The 18,347-nt window shown below is 47.3% G+C and carries 13 protein-coding genes; 12 read left to right on the top strand and 1 reads right to left on the bottom strand.

What is annotated here, in order from left to right; all coding sequences use genetic code 11:
- Window positions 1-5: 5 nt before the first annotated feature.
- The 11 genes from murB to ACINK7_RS20405 all read left to right on the top strand — a co-directional run bounded on the left by murB (window position 6) and on the right by ACINK7_RS20405 (window position 15,823).
- The gene (gene murB / locus ACINK7_RS20455; RefSeq protein ID WP_404358211.1) at window positions 6-899 is read left to right on the top strand and encodes a UDP-N-acetylmuramate dehydrogenase; all 894 of its coding nucleotides are present in this window, start codon (window positions 6-8) and stop codon (window positions 897-899) included.
- Window positions 896-1,828 (top strand): D-alanine--D-alanine ligase, encoded by a 933-nt coding sequence (locus ACINK7_RS20450; protein WP_404358209.1) that lies wholly within the window; start codon window positions 896-898, stop codon window positions 1,826-1,828. The genes murB and ACINK7_RS20450 overlap by 4 nt, the downstream gene beginning before the upstream one ends.
- Before the next feature lie 6 nt (window positions 1,829-1,834).
- Window positions 1,835-2,575, top strand: a complete 741-nt coding sequence (locus tag ACINK7_RS20445; protein WP_404358207.1) for a cell division protein FtsQ/DivIB — start codon at window positions 1,835-1,837, stop codon at window positions 2,573-2,575.
- Window positions 2,576-2,610: 35 nt separating this feature from the next.
- Window positions 2,611-3,837 (top strand): cell division protein FtsA, encoded by a 1,227-nt coding sequence (gene ftsA, locus ACINK7_RS20440; RefSeq protein ID WP_404358205.1) that lies wholly within the window; start codon window positions 2,611-2,613, stop codon window positions 3,835-3,837.
- 35 nt (window positions 3,838-3,872) lie between these two features.
- Window positions 3,873-5,030, top strand: a complete 1,158-nt coding sequence (gene ftsZ / locus ACINK7_RS20435; RefSeq protein WP_404358203.1) for a cell division protein FtsZ — start codon at window positions 3,873-3,875, stop codon at window positions 5,028-5,030.
- Window positions 5,031-5,362: 332 nt separating this feature from the next.
- A complete protein-coding gene (gene lpxC, locus ACINK7_RS20430; protein ID WP_404358201.1) occupies window positions 5,363-6,286 on the top strand; it encodes a UDP-3-O-acyl-N-acetylglucosamine deacetylase in 924 nt (307 codons plus the stop codon).
- Window positions 6,287-7,574: 1,288 nt separating this feature from the next.
- The gene (locus ACINK7_RS20425) at window positions 7,575-9,305 is read left to right on the top strand and encodes an oxygenase MpaB family protein (protein WP_404358199.1); all 1,731 of its coding nucleotides are present in this window, start codon (window positions 7,575-7,577) and stop codon (window positions 9,303-9,305) included.
- A gap of 506 nt (window positions 9,306-9,811) precedes the next feature.
- Complete coding sequence (locus ACINK7_RS20420; protein ID WP_404361488.1) at window positions 9,812-13,258, top strand: response regulator; 3,447 nt, start codon at window positions 9,812-9,814, stop codon at window positions 13,256-13,258.
- Between the two features lie 61 nt (window positions 13,259-13,319).
- Window positions 13,320-14,264 carry a diguanylate cyclase gene (locus tag ACINK7_RS20415; RefSeq protein ID WP_404358197.1) on the top strand — a complete coding sequence of 315 codons (945 nt, stop codon included), beginning with the start codon at window positions 13,320-13,322 and terminating at the stop codon, window positions 14,262-14,264.
- Between the two features lie 117 nt (window positions 14,265-14,381).
- Window positions 14,382-15,431, top strand: coding sequence for a type I glyceraldehyde-3-phosphate dehydrogenase (locus ACINK7_RS20410; RefSeq protein ID WP_404358195.1), 1,050 nt, complete (start codon window positions 14,382-14,384; stop codon window positions 15,429-15,431).
- Between the two features lie 125 nt (window positions 15,432-15,556).
- Window positions 15,557-15,823: a hypothetical protein gene (locus tag ACINK7_RS20405; protein WP_404358193.1), complete on the top strand. Its 267-nt coding sequence runs from the start codon at window positions 15,557-15,559 to the stop codon at window positions 15,821-15,823.
- 446 nt (window positions 15,824-16,269) lie between these two features.
- On the opposite strand, the gene ACINK7_RS20400 is transcribed toward ACINK7_RS20405, so the two are convergent.
- A complete protein-coding gene (locus tag ACINK7_RS20400) occupies window positions 16,270-17,103 on the bottom strand; it encodes a RibD family protein (protein WP_404358190.1) in 834 nt (277 codons plus the stop codon).
- 205 nt (window positions 17,104-17,308) lie between these two features.
- Here ACINK7_RS20400 and ACINK7_RS20395 point away from each other — a divergent pair, with 205 nt between their 5' ends.
- Complete coding sequence (locus tag ACINK7_RS20395; RefSeq protein ID WP_404358188.1) at window positions 17,309-17,650, top strand: DUF2956 domain-containing protein; 342 nt, start codon at window positions 17,309-17,311, stop codon at window positions 17,648-17,650.
- Window positions 17,651-18,347 lie beyond the last annotated feature (697 nt).

The raw sequence follows: 18,347 nt of genomic DNA, 5'->3' as shown, positions 1-18,347 counted from the left end.
GAGCGATGAAATCAGTGCGTGATGAAATAAAGGGGCGGTTAATTGCTCATGAAAAATTAGCCAAATATACCAGTTGGCGGGTAGGCGGCGAGGCCGATTGGATGTTTATACCGCAGGATAAACAAGATCTGATCAATTTTATAAAGGCACAGCAGGGCAGAGAGTCGCTTTTTTGGTTGGGTCTAGGTAGTAATTTGTTGGTTAGGGATGGTGGTATTCGCGGGACGGTTATCAATACGCGTAACCGACTGAAGAGCATGAGTAAAAAAGATGGGTCTCGCGTATATGTCGAAGCCGGCGTTCCTTGTGCATTAATCGCCAGATATTGCGGCGAACAAGGCATGGTTGGCGCCGAATTCCTAGCGGGTATTCCCGGTACTCTCGGCGGTGCGTTGAAAATGAACGCGGGGGCTTTCGGTGGTGAGACCTGGGCTATCGTTGACAGCGTTGAAACGGTTGATGCGTTCGGACAAGTCAGACAACGAAACCGCCCGGATTACGACATAGCCTATCGTTCGGTATCGGGTCCGGCGCAAGAATGGTTTTTGTCCGCCGAGTTGAGACTGGAACCGGGAGATGTCGCCGAGAGCCAGCAAAAAATAAAGATATTGTTGGAACGACGCAATCAGACACAACCGACCAACCAGCCTAGTTGCGGCTCGGTATTCAAAAATCCGCCGGGCGATTTTGCCGCTCGGCTGATAGAAGCATGCGGATTGAAAGGCTACCGTATTGGAGGCGCCGAAGTATCGGCTAAGCACGCCAACTTCATCGTCAATACAGGCGGTGCAAACGCGGCGGATATCGAAGCGTTGATCGGTTATGTCCAAGACACCGTAGAAACAATGCAGGGGATAAGATTGCTAACAGAAGTTTGTGTGGTAGGTGAACCTTTATGAAGCCGACTCAAATAAAACAACCCGGACAATTCGGGCGCGTGGCCGTGCTCATGGGAGGTACGGCAGCCGAGCGGGAGATTTCATTGATCAGTGGCGCGGCGGTGTTTCAGGCATTGAAAAGCCAAGGTTTAGATGTTGAGGCCGTTGATGTCACCGGCAGCGCAATTGATGCACTGACCGGCGTCAAAGCGGACCGCATCTTCAATATTATCCACGGTCGCGGTGGCGAGGACGGCGTGTTACAAGGCGTTTTAGAAGCGATGCATTTGCCTTATACGGGTAGCGGCGTATTAGCTTCAGCCTTGAGTATGGATAAACTGCGCACAAAATTATGTTGGCGGGGGTTAGGCTTGCCGACACCGAAATGGTTTTTATTGAAAAGCGAAAACGATGCGCCGGCTTGCATAGAAAAGCTTGGCTTACCGCTTATCGTTAAGCCAGCCTTGGAAGGGTCCAGCATTGGCATGAGCAAGGCGAATAGCTTAACGGAATTGATTGAAGCTTATCGTCTGGCTATGCAATCCGGGTGCGATGTCTATGCCGAGGCCTGGGTTAGCGGCAACGAATATACGATCGCGGTATTGAACGGGGAAGCGTTGCCTGTTATTCGCCTCGAAACGCCGAATGTGTTTTACGATTTCGAAGCGAAATATAGAGCGAATACCACTTGCTATCATTGTCCATGCGGACTAGATGCTGAGACGGAACAGCGTCTTCAGGCATTGGCGGTGTCGGCTTGCGAGGCACTGGCGGTAGAGGGTTGGGCGCGGGTTGATGCGTTCATCGATAATTCTAGTCAAACGCAACTGATTGAAGTCAATACCGTGCCCGGCATGACCGATCACAGCTTAGTGCCGATGGCCGCCAAACAGGCAGGAATAAGCTTTGAGGAATTGGTATGGCGAATTCTCGAAACGAGTTACGGATAAGGAATCATGCGAGGTTCCGGAATTATAGCGAGTGCCTTGATACTGATAGGCATATCGTGGGTCGTATGGAGCAATCTGAAAAATTACGAAGCGCATGCTACTGCCATCAAATACGTAAGGACGGAAGGGGTTTTTCAATATATTAGCAAAAGCGAAGTGAAGGAAATATTGTTGCCTCTGGTCAAGACGGGTTTTTTTTCCGCCGATATCGAGGCGATCAAGGAAGCAGTCGAACAAATGCCTTGGGTCGATAAAGCCAGCGTCAAAAGAGTTTGGCCCGATGCGATTGATATAAAAGTATATGAGCAGGCAGCTGTAGCACGCTGGGGGAAGATCGGCTTACTCAATGCTCGTGGAGAGGTGTTTATCCCGGCGAATGTCGACCGCTTCGATCATTTACCGATGTTGGTGGGGCCTTCCGGGCAGCAGCAAAAAGTACTGGAGATTATGAAAGGCATCAGCACAACGTTAGCCGATCGGGCCTTAGGGTTAAGCGAATTCGTTATTGATGAAAGGCGATCATGGCGGATTCTGTTGAGTAATGGAACGGAGGTTTTGTTGGGCAGGAAGGAGCAACTTAAAAGTTTTCAGCGATTTTTGAAAACACTGCAATTGTTTGAGCCGGAGCAAATCGATGCGATGGCCAAAGTCGATTTAAGATATCCAAACGGATATACCGTGTTGTGGAAGCCGGATGCTAAAGCAATAGACTGGAAAAAAATGGCCGCCGAGCGGCGACAGTCCTAACAGACGAAGATAAGAGCGTTGTAAGAGTTTATATAATGGCAAAAAAATCAGATCGAAATGTAGTAGTCGGGCTTGATATAGGAACTTCCAAAGTCGCGGCTATTGTCGGCGAATATACGGACGGCGGAGAAATGGAAGTCATCGGTATCGGATGTACCACCTCAAGAGGTTTGAAAAAAGGCGTCGTGGTCAATCTGGAGTCGACCGTGCAGTCGATTAGGCGAGCTGTCGAGGAAGCTGAGCTGATGGCCGGTTGCCAAATTACCTCGGTATTCGCTGGAATCGCCGGCGGCCATATTCGCAGCCTCAATTCGCACGGTATCGTTGCGATAAAGGAAAAAGAAGTGACGCAATACGATATCGATCGAGTGATAGATTCGGCACGAGCGGTTGCGATTCCGGCCGATCAGAAAATCTTGCATATTTTGCCGCAAGAATTTGTGATCGATCTACAAGACGGTATCAAAGAGCCGATCGGAATGTCGGGTATTCGACTCGAAGCGAAAGTCCATATGGTGACCGGCAGCGCCAGCGCCGCGCAAAACATCATCAAATGCATACGCCGCTGCGGACTCGAAGTCGACGATATCGTTTTGGAGCAGCTGGCGTCTTGTAATTCGGTGTTAACCGAAGATGAAAAGGATTTAGGGGTCTGTTTGATCGATATCGGAGGCGGCACGACCGATATCGCGGTATTCGCAAACGGCGCGATTAAGCATACGGCTGTGATTCCGATAGCCGGCGACCAGGTGACTAACGATATTGCGGTAGCCCTGAGAACGCCGACCCAAAACGCCGAACAAATCAAGCAGAAATACGCCTGCGCATTGACGCAATTAGCGAATACCGAACAGTTAATTGAAGTGCCGAGTATCGGGGATCGAGCTCCGCGCAAGATATCGGTGCAAAATCTCGCGGAAATCATCGAGCCGCGTTATGAAGAATTGATGCTGCTGGTGCAAGCGGAATTAAGACGTAGCGGATACGAAGAAATGATAGCTGCAGGCATCGTGGTGACGGGGGGAAGCTCGAAAGTAACGGGATTGATAGAGTTAGCCGAGGAGATTTTTCATATGCCTGTTCGCATGGGGGTGCCACAACATGTGTCAGGATTGACCGATGCGGTGAAGAACCCCGTTCATTCCACAGGGGTTGGATTGTTGCTCTATGGGAAAGAGCATAGAGGAAGTTATGAAGGACTCGATGTCGAAAACACCGGGTTCATCGGCAAGATAAAGAAATGGTTTCAGGGTAATTTTTAAGAACAAAAAATTGTGATTTTGTAAGGGGAATCGAAATGAAATACGAGTTGTTGGATATCGGCGCTGAAAATGCCGTGATAAAAGTCATTGGGGTCGGCGGTGGCGGCGGAAACGCGGTCAACCATATGGTTGAAAAACAGATCGACGGCGTACAATTTATTTGTGCCAATACGGATGCTCAGGCATTGAAGAAACTTAATGTCGATACGATCATTCAATTAGGCGCGGAATTAACAAAAGGTTTGGGCGCGGGAACCGATCCAAATGTGGGCCAGCAAGCCGCCGAAGAAAATCGGGATAGGATTCGCGAAGTCATACAAGGTGCCGACATGGTGTTCTTGACAGCCGGCATGGGTGGCGGAACCGGGACTGGCGCGATTCCGATTATTGCCGAGATCGCCAAAGACTTGGGGATTTTAACCGTGGCGGTCGTGACTAAGCCGTTTCACTTTGAAGGCAAAAAGAAAATGGCGGTCGCCGAACAAGGCATTGTCGCATTGGAAAAATATGTCGATTCGTTGATAACGATACCGAATCAAAAATTACTGCCGGTATTGGGTAACAATATTTCGTTGATGAGTGCCTTCAGTGCCGCTAACAATGTGCTATTAGATGCGGTTCAAGGCATTACTGAATTGATTACCCATCCGGGTATGATCAATGTCGATTTTGCCGATGTTAGAACAGTGATGTCGGGAATGGGAGCCGCAATAATGGGCACCGGTTCCGCATCCGGCGAAAACAGAGCGAGAGAAGCGGCAGAAAAAGCCATTGCCTGTCCATTATTGGAAGACATCAATCTACAAGGCGCGCGCGGCATCTTAGTTAACATCAGTGCCGCCGATATGATGATTTCCGAATTCGATGAAGTTGGTAATATCGTCCATGAGTTCGGAGCAGAGGACGCCATTATCAAAATCGGTACCGCGATCGACCCAAGCCTAGGCGATGAAATCAAGGTGACCGTCGTCGCAACCGGCATGGGCTCGCAACCTGCAGCAGTCGCGGCACCGATCAAACTAGCGGTCAAACAAGCCGCTGTGGATAATGACTATACCAACTTTGAGAAGCCAACCGTGATTCGCCAAAACCGGCCGGAGCCGCGTAACACACGTTTCGGTGCGCAGCCGAAAAAAGACGTCGACATGGACTATTTGGATATTCCAGCGTTTTTGAGACGGCAAGCCGATTAATCCGGACCCGGCGGGTAGAATGGGTATCTGCACCCTTAGCACTTCAAATTCAGGTATGCGTTTCCACGTTAAAGCGTGGGAGCGTATACTTGTCTCACCGCGACCAAGGTAGTGCTTCTCACGGGGAGGGAGAGGAAACCAGAGCGTGACAATCTTGGATAATTTAGGTGCTGGGCCTTAGACGGGCATCCCGGTGCCGAATTTTGATCTCCGATGGGTAATATAAAAGTCGTAAAAATGGCCGTGTGAAGTATGCCTAGCTTTATTACTTAGAACAGTATCAAATTGTGTTAAAATTCGGCGTTTTGCCCCATTTATTTGGCATTACTGATATGATAAAACAGCGTACGTTAAAAAATACTATTCGGGCGACGGGTGTCGGTTTGCACACCGGCGATAAGGTTTATTTGACTTTGCGCCCGGCAGAGCCGAATACGGGCATTCGGTTTCGCAGAGTGGATTTAGAAGAGCCGGTCACAATCGATGCCACACCCGAAAATGTCGGCGAAACGACCTTGTCGACAACTCTCGTACAAAATAATATTAAGATATCGACAATAGAGCATCTATTATCGGCATTCGCCGGGCTCGGCATTGATAATGCGATCATAGATCTTAGTGCTCCCGAGGTGCCGATTATGGACGGAAGCGCAGGGCCTTTCGTTTTCTTGCTTCAATCCGCCGGCGTCGAAGAACAAGATAGCCCGAAGCAATATATTCGTATCAAACGTCCGATTCGGGTCGAAGAAGACGATAAATGGGCGGCTTTCGAGCCTTTCAACGGTTTCAAAGTAACGTTTACGATCGATTTCGAGCATCCCGCTTTCAAAGATCATTTGAAAACGGCCGTTATGGACTTTTCATCGACCACTTTCGTCAAGGAAGTCAGTCGAGCTAGAACTTTTGGTTTCATGAAAGATATCGATATGCTCAGGCAAAATAACTTGGCTTTGGGCGGCAGTCTCGACAATGCCATCGTGGTCGACGACGACAAAATTCTCAATGAAGATGGTCTGCGTTATGCCGATGAATTTGTTAAGCACAAAATTCTCGATGCGATCGGCGATCTATATTTACTCGGCCACAGTCTAATCGGCGAGTTCATTGGCTATAAATCCGGGCACGGATTGAATAACAAGCTGTTACGCGCTTTGCTGAAAGATCGTGATGCTTGGGAGATGGTGACCTTTGACGACGAAAACGATGCACCGATTTCATTTATGCGTTCCGCACAGACATTGGTTACGCCGACATAATCGATCGTTTTATAGCCTGAAAAACGCTCTGAATAGCAGGGCAAACGCATTAAAACACTATTGAAAATCAAATAGTTAAAATATTTATTTTTTCTGGTTAACTATAAAATTTAGTTTATTTGAACCCTAAATAAGGCTTTGTGTCGCTATCGCGACGCTTGTGTAGGGTCGGTTCGCGGACCGACAGCCGCGATACTGCTCCAAAACCCATCCATGGGTTTCGCCCTGCGGGCCAGCTAAAGCTGTTCAAAATCGCGCCAGGCGATTTTGTCTTCGCTTGTCCAAAGAAAAGTATCCAAAAGACCAATCCGCCGGGAGCGGATTGGGACGCCAAAGGCGCACGAAGTGCGAGCGCCCGGATGGCGCGAGTCAGCAGACACTCGGAGGCCGCTACATCCTGTGCGCTGACGACTTTGCCGCTCCCTAACGGGGCCCAGGGAGGGATACCATAAGCTAAACCAAATTGACTAAGCGTTCTAAGCGACAAGATAACATATTGATATATTAGTTATTTTAATGTGTTTACCCTGCCCTGAATAGGGCTTCTTTTCAATTTCGCTTGAAGATTAGACGGCAGTATTCATTGCTGCCGTATCCCTCCGATTGAATTATTCCTATTGATCAACACGTTTCCTATAACTTTCGTGCTTCAAATTTCGGCAGTGCCTAAGGAGGCGCAGGGGTGTTCGGCAAAGGCTATGCCGGCATGGATGCTGCCGATATCCTCGCTAGCCACAACCCACATCTTCATAAAGTTAGCTAGTTTTTGAGTATAAAAGGAGTACTTATAGGAATGTGACGAATCGCCGCGCGGCGGACTGTTCCACTTCCACACGATGAGTTTATCCAGCGCACTTTCGGCCGATCTCCCAGGTTTCGCATCTTGCAACGACAGCAAGATTTTGGTCAGTGTCTCCAGACCGGATGCATCGACAAAGCGATTTGGTTGGATTTGCCCGGGTAATTCGTCGATTTAACATTTAGGCCTTGGTATTCTATTTTGATATTCCATTCAAATAGATATCCCTTTTATGTCAACATTTCAATCATAGGCTATGATTGGATCGGTTGAGTGAGGGTATTTCAGCCGGCATCGTTTCAGTCCGGTATTCGAGACCCTTTCATCTATTTATACCTTTCGCATTTCAAATTTCGGCAATGCCTGAGGAGGCGCCGTGAAGGCTTTGCCAGCATGCTGCTGGCTTGACGGGCACCCTGCGCCGAATTTTGATCTACGGGTATATTAACAAAAACAATAATTGCGATATTGGTGGGGAGGATGATGATTATGCAGAAATGGCAATCGATCGATTTGGATGCCTACCGGCAAACCGGCGATCCGGACGTCGATCGCTTGGTCGCCGAAGTGTTGTCCGATCAGGAAGGCGAATCGTCCGGCAGGTTTGCTTACAATGCGTTACTTTTGCTTGCCGACAAATTAATTGAAGCGCCGGAATTGTCGGTCATCAAGGACTCCAGGTTGAGCCGCCAGTTGAAATCGATGCCGAAACCATTGGCCGATTACTACGATCCGATGGAGGCGCCCGACTGGGTCGACCCGTCTAAACTGGCTCTAGGCGCCAAGCTATGGCAGGACAATACGCTGATCACGCTCATCACGTTATATGCCGCTAGTTTGCCGGCGTGTTATTTGATGAAAAACGGTATTCCGGCGCTCTATCAAACCGAAAAGCTGCGCGAGAAAAAATATATATTTCAGCGCATCTACGAAACGGGTTTGATGCTGGCTGCGACGATGGATCCGGGCGGTATCAAAGTTGTCGAGGATGCCGAATTCGAGGACGATCGATTGCTCCTTGAGGTATTACAAAAACTAGATGAAGAAGGGGTGTGGCAGCGACAGGGGGGGGGCTGTTGCCGGACGGCCGGAAATCCGGATATCCCACTCGATCCTTCATTGATCCAGGCGGAAATCGAGAAATTACGCGGTAAACCTAAGCGTTATTTATGGGGTAAAGGCTATATTGCCGCTAAAAAAGTCCGGTTTTTACATGCATCGATGCGCTTTATGCTCACTCAGCCGGGAAACTGCCGCCCTTGGGGCAATAAAGAGAATCCCCAGTCGCTGGTTGAAACCATGAGTCACCGAAAGTCGCCATGGGATACCGAGCGTTTCGGCGTTCCGGTCAATCAAGAGGATTTAGCCTATACCTTGCTAACTTTCGGGTTGGTCATCCCTAGGGGGCTTGAAACCTGGGGATTACCACTTAGCCTTGAGCAAAAAGAGGCCTTTCTGCATTTATGGCGTTTGATCGGCTACATCATGGGCGTCGATCAGACGTTATTGACCGATAATTGGGATGAGGCGCTAGCTCTTTATGAGGCGATACAGCAGAGGCAAGCAGGATCTTCCGATGAGGGAGTCGTTCTGACCGAAGCGCTGATGGGATTTCTTGACGATTACATGCCTCATTTACCGGGATTAGCGCACCGGCTCTCGGCAGCGATGATCATCAATCAACTAGGGATGGAGCATGCAGCCTTCATTTTAGATGAAACGCTAATTAAGGAAACCCGTAAGTTTTGGCGGTGGCCGATATATAAAGTTGCTGCAAAATCTTTTCGCGGCTATTTGATCATGCGGGAGAAGGTATTCAAACGATTCAAACATCTCGGCGGTTTGACCGCTAACCGTATTCATGAGGCTAGCGAGTTATTGATCGATAGTTGGCGGGACGGTTATCGTCGAAAGCCTTTTTTCGTACCGGCCAATGCTTCGACATGGGTTCGGGCTCCGGGAATTGATGAAGACTGTTTACGTTTATTGCGGCAATGGCGACGTAAGTTATTCGCGAATATTGGTATTGGTTTATTGTTCTTGATCATTGCAGTGTTTGGATTGACGTTGTCGGTGCCGGTCGGTTTTATTTCGGGATGGGCGGCATTTAAAACGACCTTGATCGTTGCGTTATCGTCATGGGGTATTTCACTAGCATGGATGCAGTTCAGACTGCCGGTCGTGTTCAAGATGAGGCCGGGTCACGAGGATTATTTCTAGCGCCTATCGGTAACAATAGAATACGGCTAATTCGGGCCCGACAGATGGGTGCTGATTCCAAAAAATGTCATTTATTTTTTACCATGAAGAGCATGAAGGACCTGAAGTTACAGCGTTTTTTATCTTTATGATTCAATAATCTAGGCCGTAGGCACTATATTTGTTAAAGCTGGGTTAAATGCGTTACTAACCATTAACATCCTATGTCATCATTATTACCGCTGGAGTGCTGGCTTTGTTTTGATATTTTTAGTCATTAATTGGATTTGAAATTGCAGTATTACTGCATTTTGAGTTCATCTGTGAAACTGGGATAGTTAATAAAGCACTCAATTCTCTTTCCTTCATTATCTTCATGCCCTTCATGGTAATAAAAATAAGCTATAAACATTATGCTGCATCAGCGCCCCGACAGATCTTTCCTAAGTGGTTGAAAAAATAAGATATGCTACGTTAGCGTCATCTGTGTTTTTTGTCTTTTTTATTCAGTGGAGTAATTGTTGCAAATGCCTGTCCGCAAACCGGTTTGGAGCCAGTTGCCCAAACTGGCCGCTAAATTAGCCGCCTTTGACCAAGCGCCCGTCGCTAATTTATGGGTCGATGCGTCAGGGGCTATCGGCTATGCCAATGAACGTTTTTTACAGACTTTCGGTTACGGTGATGACGAATTAAACGGTATGTCATTGGATCGTTTAATTCCGTCGCTCGATGTCGATCAATGGCGGGAAGAGTGGTGGCCGCTTATCGGGAAGGATCGCTATCTTCCGGTTTTTCCTTTGTCTTGGCGGCATAGTAAAGGAATCCGTATGGAATATACTGCTTCGGTGTCATGCGTCGAGGTTTCCGGTTTGAGTTTTGCGGCATTTCATTTATGGCCCAAATCCTTACAGCAAAGCAATAGCGCTAAATTAGCTCAAAGCGATGTGTTAAGTGTTTTGCAATGTTTGGGTGAAAGTGTTTGCTTGCTGGATGATTTGGGTGTGATTCGTTTTGCCAATCCGGCGTTATGTAAGTTGGTCGGCGGTTCTGAAGCGGATCTGATTGATGTTCCTCTTCTTGAAATCGTATCGCCGGCAAAGTCGCATTTAACCAGGGTTTGGGATGTGTTACGGAAAAAAAAGTCCGAAACCGAATGCGAATTTGAAAATTTAGCCGGAAATTCGCTGCATGTGCGTATGACATCGGTACCCTTGCAAGCTAACGGGCAAGGTTTAGCTAGTTATTTGGTCAGTTTTGTCGACATTACCGAGCAAATCAAAATAGCGCGTCAGCTGGAGTCTCAAAATGCCAGCTACGAGCGATTGGCATCCAATGTTCCCGGATTCATTTATAAGTTTCGGATGACGCCGGAGGGCGTTTTTTCGTTTCCTTATGCAAGCCGAGGTTGTAAGGAAATATTCGGCGTCGAGCCGGCCGCTGTCGCCAATGATGCTACTCCCATTTTACATACGATACATCCGGATGATCTCCCGGGCTTTCAGAACAGCGTATTGGATTCCGCGATTCATTTATCCCCTTGGAATTTCGAAGCACGCCAGATGACGGCTAACGGCGAATGGAAATGGTTTCATGCCGCTTCCAGGCCGCATTTACAGGATAACGGAGATATTATCTGGGAAGGCTTAGTCATGGATGTGACTGCCCGCAAGCGATCCGAGGAAGAATTGGCCAAGGCAAAATTGGCTGCAGAAGTCTCGGCAAAAGCAAAAGCCGAATTTTTGGCGAATATGAGCCATGAAATCCGGACGCCGCTCAATGCGATCATCGGTCTGAATCGCCTGGTGCTTAAGTCGGAACTGAATGAAGTGCAACGGGATTATTTGCACAAAGTTCAGCTATCTTCGGAAAATCTGCTCGGCATTATCAATAATATTTTGGACTTTTCCAAAATTGAATCGGGCAAGCTCGATGTCGAGCATGTCGAATTCAATTTAGATGCGGTATTGGAAAATATCGGCACGATGCTCGAACCGGTCGCGGCTGAGAAACACTTGGATTTGTTGATCGATCGCGGCCTGGGCGTGCCATTATGCATGATCGGCGACTCGTTACGCTTGATTCAAGTACTGACCAATTTGTGCAGCAATGCCATAAAGTTTACCACACGAGGCGAAGTCGTTATTTCGGTCAAAACGGAGGGAGACGATCAATTGCGCTTTAGCGTCAAAGATACCGGAATCGGCTTATCCGAAAAGCAAAAAAGTCGGATTTTCGATTCGTTTACGCAGGCTGATAGTTCGACAACACGCCATTTCGGCGGAACCGGCTTAGGCTTGACGATCAGTAAACACTTGGTCGAAATGATGGGGGGAGAGCTCGGTGTCGACAGTGCCGAAGGCGCCGGAAGCGAGTTTTATTTTACACTGCCTCTGAATGTCGTTCCCGATAGCAAGCCTGTCGATCATATTCCGGCCGAATTGGAAGGCTGGCATGTATTGTTGATTTGCGAAAATGAAACAGCCTGCGGGATATTCGAAACGATGCTGCGCGATCTGCGTTTTAATGTGACCCTGTGTTCTCTCGGAAAAATGAAATTACAGGACATATTGCGGGAACATCAAGATTCCGAGCAGTCCACGCTGGAATTGGTTTTGCTGGATTGGAAAATGAATGACGCCGATAAGGCGGATATTCTTAAAGCTTTGGAAACGAGTGCGTTCGGGAAAAAGACACCGATCATCATCAATGTTTCGTCGCTCGAAGCCGAAAGTATCAAGAAGGTATCGAGACAATTCGCTAATATTACGCTGATGAATAAGCCGAGCACGCCGTCTTGTCTGATGGATGCGATCTTAAATGCTTGCGGTAAGGAGGCATTGATTGAAAACCTTAAAAATCGTCATGATACGGCAAACGCACTATTTTACGAAGCAGCGGTACGAGGAATTCGAGTATTGATTGTCGAGGACAACGAAATCAATCAGGAGGTTGTGCGCAAAACGCTGGAAAGTGCCGGTGTTGTCGTTGATATTGTCAACAATGGATTGGAAGCGGTGAACCGACTTCGGCAATACGCCGACGAGCCGATATATAATGCCGTGCTGATGGATTTGCAGATGCCGGAGATGGACGGTTATGAAGCGACGACGATTCTGCGTAAGGATTCGCGTTTCGATAAGTTGCCCATTATAGCGATGACGGCGCATACAATCGAATCGGACCGGCAGCAATGTTTGGCTACCGGCATGCAAGATCACATCGGTAAGCCGATCGATCCTGAACAGTTATTTTCGAAACTGGCCCGATGGACGGTATTGAGCGGGGATCATGAGTCACCCGTATTGCCTGAAAACCAGGCCCCGACAACGGAGTCGAGTGACCGTTTGCCGGCGCTGGCTTCCCTCGAGACCGTTAATGTCCAATCGGCCTTGCGTTTATTGCAGGACGATGATTCTCTATTACTCAAACTATTGCTTAAATTCGCAGACGAACAGCGCTACGCAGCGGATTCGGTCGCGGCAATGTTGGCCGAAGAAAAGCCGGAAAATGCAGCCGATAAAGCGCATCTTATTAAAGGGGTGGCCGGCAATCTTCATATTTTGAAGGTTTTCGAGACCGCCGCTCAATTAGAATCTGAGTTGCGGCAGTCGGACGCGTCGATGGTTGGTGAAGCACTCTCTAATTTTGCTTACGAAATGAATCGATTTGTCGAGGAAATGGACGGTTGGCGACAGCTAAGCGATACTTCAGGTCTCGTCGAAGAGTCGCGGAATTGTTCGGAAATGACAACCGAGGTCGTCAATGAAACCGTGGCATTATGCGAGCGTTTGATCGATTTTCTGGAAGCGAATAATTGGCAGGCAGAAGATTGTTTAGATGAGCTTGAATTACGGATGGGCGGCGGATATGCTCAAGAGTTGGCAATAATAAAAAATTATTTGATGGATCTTGATTTTGACGTGGCTGCCGATTGCGTTAAAGAATTGAGGGACCGTTTACGCACGTCGATTTGAATTTAACGCTAATGACGCATTCACAATCCTGAGCAGCCGAATCCTAAAAAGGTATAACACCATGACCGAGCCCGATACCATGCAAACGATACTGATCATCGACGATGCCAAGGAAAATATCGTCGTACTTTCAAGGCTATTGAAATCGCAGGCTAATATCATTTTTGCGTTAAGCGGCGAAGAAGGCTTGAAAATAGCAGGCACGAGTTTGCCCGATTTGATTTTGCTGGATATTTCGATGCCTGGGCTCAACGGTTTCGAAGTGCTGGAGCATTTAAAGCAATCGCAGACCACAGCGGACATTCCGATTATCTTTATTACCGGAATTCCCGATGCCGAAACCGAGGAAAAAGGTTTGAATCTCGGTGCTGTCGATTACATTACCAAGCCCTTTGCCTCGGCCGTAGTCAAGGCAAGAGTAAGGCATCAATTAAAATTGCAACGATTGACGACGGCATTGAAAGAAGCCAATACCCGCCTGACACAATTAGCAATGAGCGATCCGCTAACCGGCGCGTATAATCGGCGTTATTTTTTGGACGCGCTCAAGAAAGAGCTCGAACGCGTGCAAAGATATCGGCATCCGAGTATTTTGATGGTATTCGATATCGATCGATTCAAAAGCATTAACGATAACTATGGGCACGACATCGGCGATAAAGTGATCATAGAAATGGTTAAAGTCAGTACGACGATGCTTCGGAAAAATGATACTTTCAGCCGATTCGGCGGGGAGGAGTTTACGATTTTGTTGCCGGAAACGCCATTGGCCGAAGCCTCGCAAATCGCGAACCGCTTATGCATGCAAATTGCCCGGACAACAATCGAATCCGACAATAAAGCCTTTTCGTTTACGGTCAGTTGCGGCGTGACCCAATTGCGCAATGATGATACGTCTCCGGATTCGATAATAAAAAGAGCCGATGTCGCTCTCTATCAAGCCAAACAGAGCGGGCGCAACCAAGTGGTCATTGCCGATGATACAGCGTCTTCGGTATCGAATTGATCGTCTACGCAACGTAATATGGATATGGCTAATGGGAGCGCTGCCTAACGCCTTTTGGGCTATATGTTTATAATCCCAGACCGGTAAACGTCATAATAATAACAAAAGGGGGATAAAATGAGTTTACGAGTTGGTATTGTCGGTCTCGGCCGAATCGGTCGCGGCATGTTGCGGGCAAATTATGCCGATTTGGCCTCCGGGCGTTTCGATATCCAAGTCATGTGCGACGTGATGTCGGTGGATCAGGTCGCTTACCTATTGTCGCACGATAGCACTTACGGTAATCCTCCCTTTAGCCTCGACTGCGACGGCAATAACTTAATCGTGGCAGGTAAGACGATACATTACCAACGAGTCGATAGGCGTCGTGCTTTGCCGGAGGAAGATAGCTTCGGACATCTGCGTAAGTACGAGCTCGATGTATTGTTCGATGCGACCGGTACCGCCACTATCGAAGATTTGCGCTCGATCATCAAACATAACGTCGCAAAAAAAGTCGTTTGTACCACCAATATATCCGGTTGTGATTTGAGTATGGTCTATGGCGTCAACGATAATCAATACGACCCGGATCGTCATCATGTGATTTCGGCGAGTACTTGTACCGGCAATGCGTTAGTTCCGTTGTTTTCGATTCTGGAAAAACATATCGGCATCGATTACGCGAGAATCATTACCATTCACCCCGCCCTATCCGATCAACGTGTGTTAGACGGTTATCATGCGACTTCTCATCTCGGTAGATCCAGTGCAGTGTCGATTTTGCCGACCAAGACCAATGTTGCACATTCGGCTGCGTTGGTGTTGCCGGCACTCCAGGGTAAACTCGATTCGCTTTCCTACCGAATTCCCACCGCAATCGTATCGGTTATCGATCTGACTGCCAATTTATCGAGAGATACGACGCGCGAAGAGTGCGTGGAGTTGTTCGAGCATCATGCTCGGACCGATATGGCGGGGATAATTCATTGTGATTACGGAGCTTGGGGTCATGAAAAAGCCAGTATCGATTATCTCGGGCTACCGTATTCGGCGGTTTTGGTAATGAACCATTTGTCGCTGAGTAACGGCCGGCACTTGGGACTCTCGTTGATGCACGATAATGAACTGGCCTATTGTTCGCGCGTGATTGACGTATTAGGCGTGTTGAGCCGTGGCGTTCTTTGATAGATGACGATCGAAGAAAGCCATGACCTGATGCGATAAGATTGGATTGATCTTAAGAGTCGGGGTATAGTCCATTCTTGATCGACTGATGTAATTGATTAACCAAGTAATTTAAAGAGGTTATTATGGGTTTACTACAAGAATTAAATAAATTTGCCGAGGGTTTGGAGCAATTAAGGGACGAGGTCAAAATTCAACTCCATTTGGCAAGCTTGGAATCCAAGCAGGAATGGGAGCGTGCCGAAAAGCAAAGAGATCATTTTTTAGCTGAACTGAATAAAATTAGCAAGGAAACCAGCGGGAGTAAGGAAGGATTGGTCGAAAAAGCGGAAGTGATCGGCGAAGAATTGAAATCTACATACCAGCGTATTAAAGATAGATTATCCGAGTGATCAATCATAGCCAATAGGCGATGGAATTTAGACGACGGATCGATCCTTGGCGCACACTCCGACGCCTACTCAGACATTTCCGTAATTTGAAGTGCGAAAGGTATACATATTTCACTTCTCATTTACTCCCTTTATACTCAAAAAATGGTTAACTTTACGAAGGTATGGGGTGTGGCTAGCGAGGATGTCGGCAGCAGGGCAGATTTTTGCTCCTGCAAAATCTGCATTCACGCCATCCTTGGCGTTCGAGCGCTGCCGTCAAGCCCCCATGGATGGGTTTACCCAGCACCTAAATTCCATAGTCCATTGGCTATGGTTAACTATCTAGGATAATTTAGGTGCTGGGTGAACGGCGGTCCTCGATAGACACATCCCATACCTTTTTTTTCTTAGATGGTTTTTCGATCAAAAGGGAGTAAAAGAGAAGGGGAATTCGATGCTTTGCTTTACGGCAGATTGAATTGGGCAAAAAACTGTCCTGCACCAGGAGGAGAGCCTAACTCCAGGAATAGCGATTCGAGTTTTAGATTTCCTATTGGTCCTAATGTGGAGCCTGTCAGTAAGGTACGAAAGTCTTTGCCGCCTATTAATTGATGGGTGAGCGTCAGATACAGTCGCGATAATTGCTTGTCCCGAACAACGGTCTCGAGCATTTTCGGGCCGGCTATCAAATAAATGCTTTTGAGCCCAAGGCTTGCCAATATTTTAACTAAAGGTGCGCCTTCGACCATCTTATCGGTTCCGGCAGATAAAACCGGAAATCCTTGTTCTTGCCAAAAGCGAATGCGTTCCGGCGACGCATTCTTTCCGGTGGCGATATAGACCGATTGTCTTGTTTCAAGCAGACTATTATGAATGGGAAAATTCAAGCTAGCGCTAGCAATAACGATTGCAGGTTGCTCGGGTAAACCGTTGATGCGCCGCCATTCGAGCAAATCTTTGTCCGTGACCTGCAAAATATTGCCTAATCGTTTTTCGCCCAATGCGCGCATGTAGCCCCCATGTGTTATTAGACAGTCGGCTTGTGCATGCAACTCCATGAATAAACTGAAATCGGAAGCCGTCGTTAAATGCTTGGGTATAAAAGAAAGGCCTTTATCAATATCCTCTAGAGCGATACGCCCGTCTAAGCTGGAAAGAAAGTTAGCATAGACGAAAGGCAATCCCGGACGTCCTAATTCATGGACTCTATGCGTCAAATACAAGCCATTGATAGGCACTTCCTGGGATGGGGGAGGATAAAGACGTAAGAGTTTTTTTGTTGAGTCGGTTCGAGTCATGATTTACCGTAAGACTTAATAGCAATTAAGGGCTTGGTCATATACTTTTCGCACTTCAAATTTCGGCGCTTCAAGACACTCTCCCTCCGGGAGAAGGTTGGGATGAGGGGGTAAAAAAACGAAATTTGATGCGCAAACACTATAACTTATTATTCCTCATGACCTTCATGGTGAAATACTTTTTCTAGGATAAAAAATACAGAACATGGCCAAAAACATTAAGCAAAAGCCGTCTCCGGAAACCCAAGCGGAAGCGCTGAAAATCGCCAAGTCAACGCAACGTCCCGCTCAAACCAAAGAACAAACGAAGTTGATTGCGCAAGGAATCGAAAAAGGTATCGATCTTTATAAGAAGCAACAAAAGGAAAAAGCGAGAGAGTTGAATCGGAAGCTCAAAAAAGTTTCAAGTCAACAATGGGACTCGGTCGGCCCCGAAGATCAAGCTATTGTTGAACGGATCGTTTACCGGCAACACTGGTTGCCATGGTTATTATTGGGTTTGAGCTGGATAGGCTGGGGCGTTTATTTTTTTATTTTCCTAGAGTAGAGGAGCGCCATTGCATGAAACGCGCTTCGAGATAAGTTGTTAATGCCTGTTTTTCAGGCTTTTTACGTGTCGATACATTTACCCATCGTAAATAAAATTCGGCGCCTCCTTAAGCGTTGCCGAAATTTGAAGTGCGAAAGGTATACATACCCCATCCGGCTTGGCATCTAAAACCAATCTTTATATCGTTCCCTGCACGTTTAAGGTTGTTTCGTTTAATCCGAGACAGTCGAAGCGTTAACCAAAGTGTCCGCATTCGCTACCTTTGCTAAGGACAACGCGTTTATTATCTCTGTCTTTTCGTCTTTTCGTCTTTTCGTCTTTGCGGTTTATTGCCGCTATCGTTCCAATTCCTTTTTTAGAAACAAGCGCCGCCAAAAAGCCTACCGCTTTGATGCGGCGTAGGCAAAATGCAAAGCTGGTTTCGATTCGATAACAAACTTATACAATATATATATTGTATAAGTTTCATTATTATGACATAGTGGCTTCACCCGGCGTTTTTCAAGAACCGATTATTCAGTCGAAAGTCATTTTTTTATTCGATTGCCGGATGTTTCGGTTAATGGAAATCGCAGGTTTCGATGTCGGGATTTTTAGAGGGTGAATTCATGCCTTCCGATTGTGATATCGACCGAGGTGTCGGAGACTGATGAGGATAGATGTCCGTCAATGCTTAGGCGAAACGGCTTGTTCC

The sequence above is a fragment of the Methylotuvimicrobium sp. KM1 genome (genome assembly GCF_044788715.1).
GTDB lineage: Bacteria > Pseudomonadota > Gammaproteobacteria > Methylococcales > Methylomonadaceae > Methylotuvimicrobium.
This window is presented reverse-complemented; position numbering and strand designations above follow the sequence as displayed.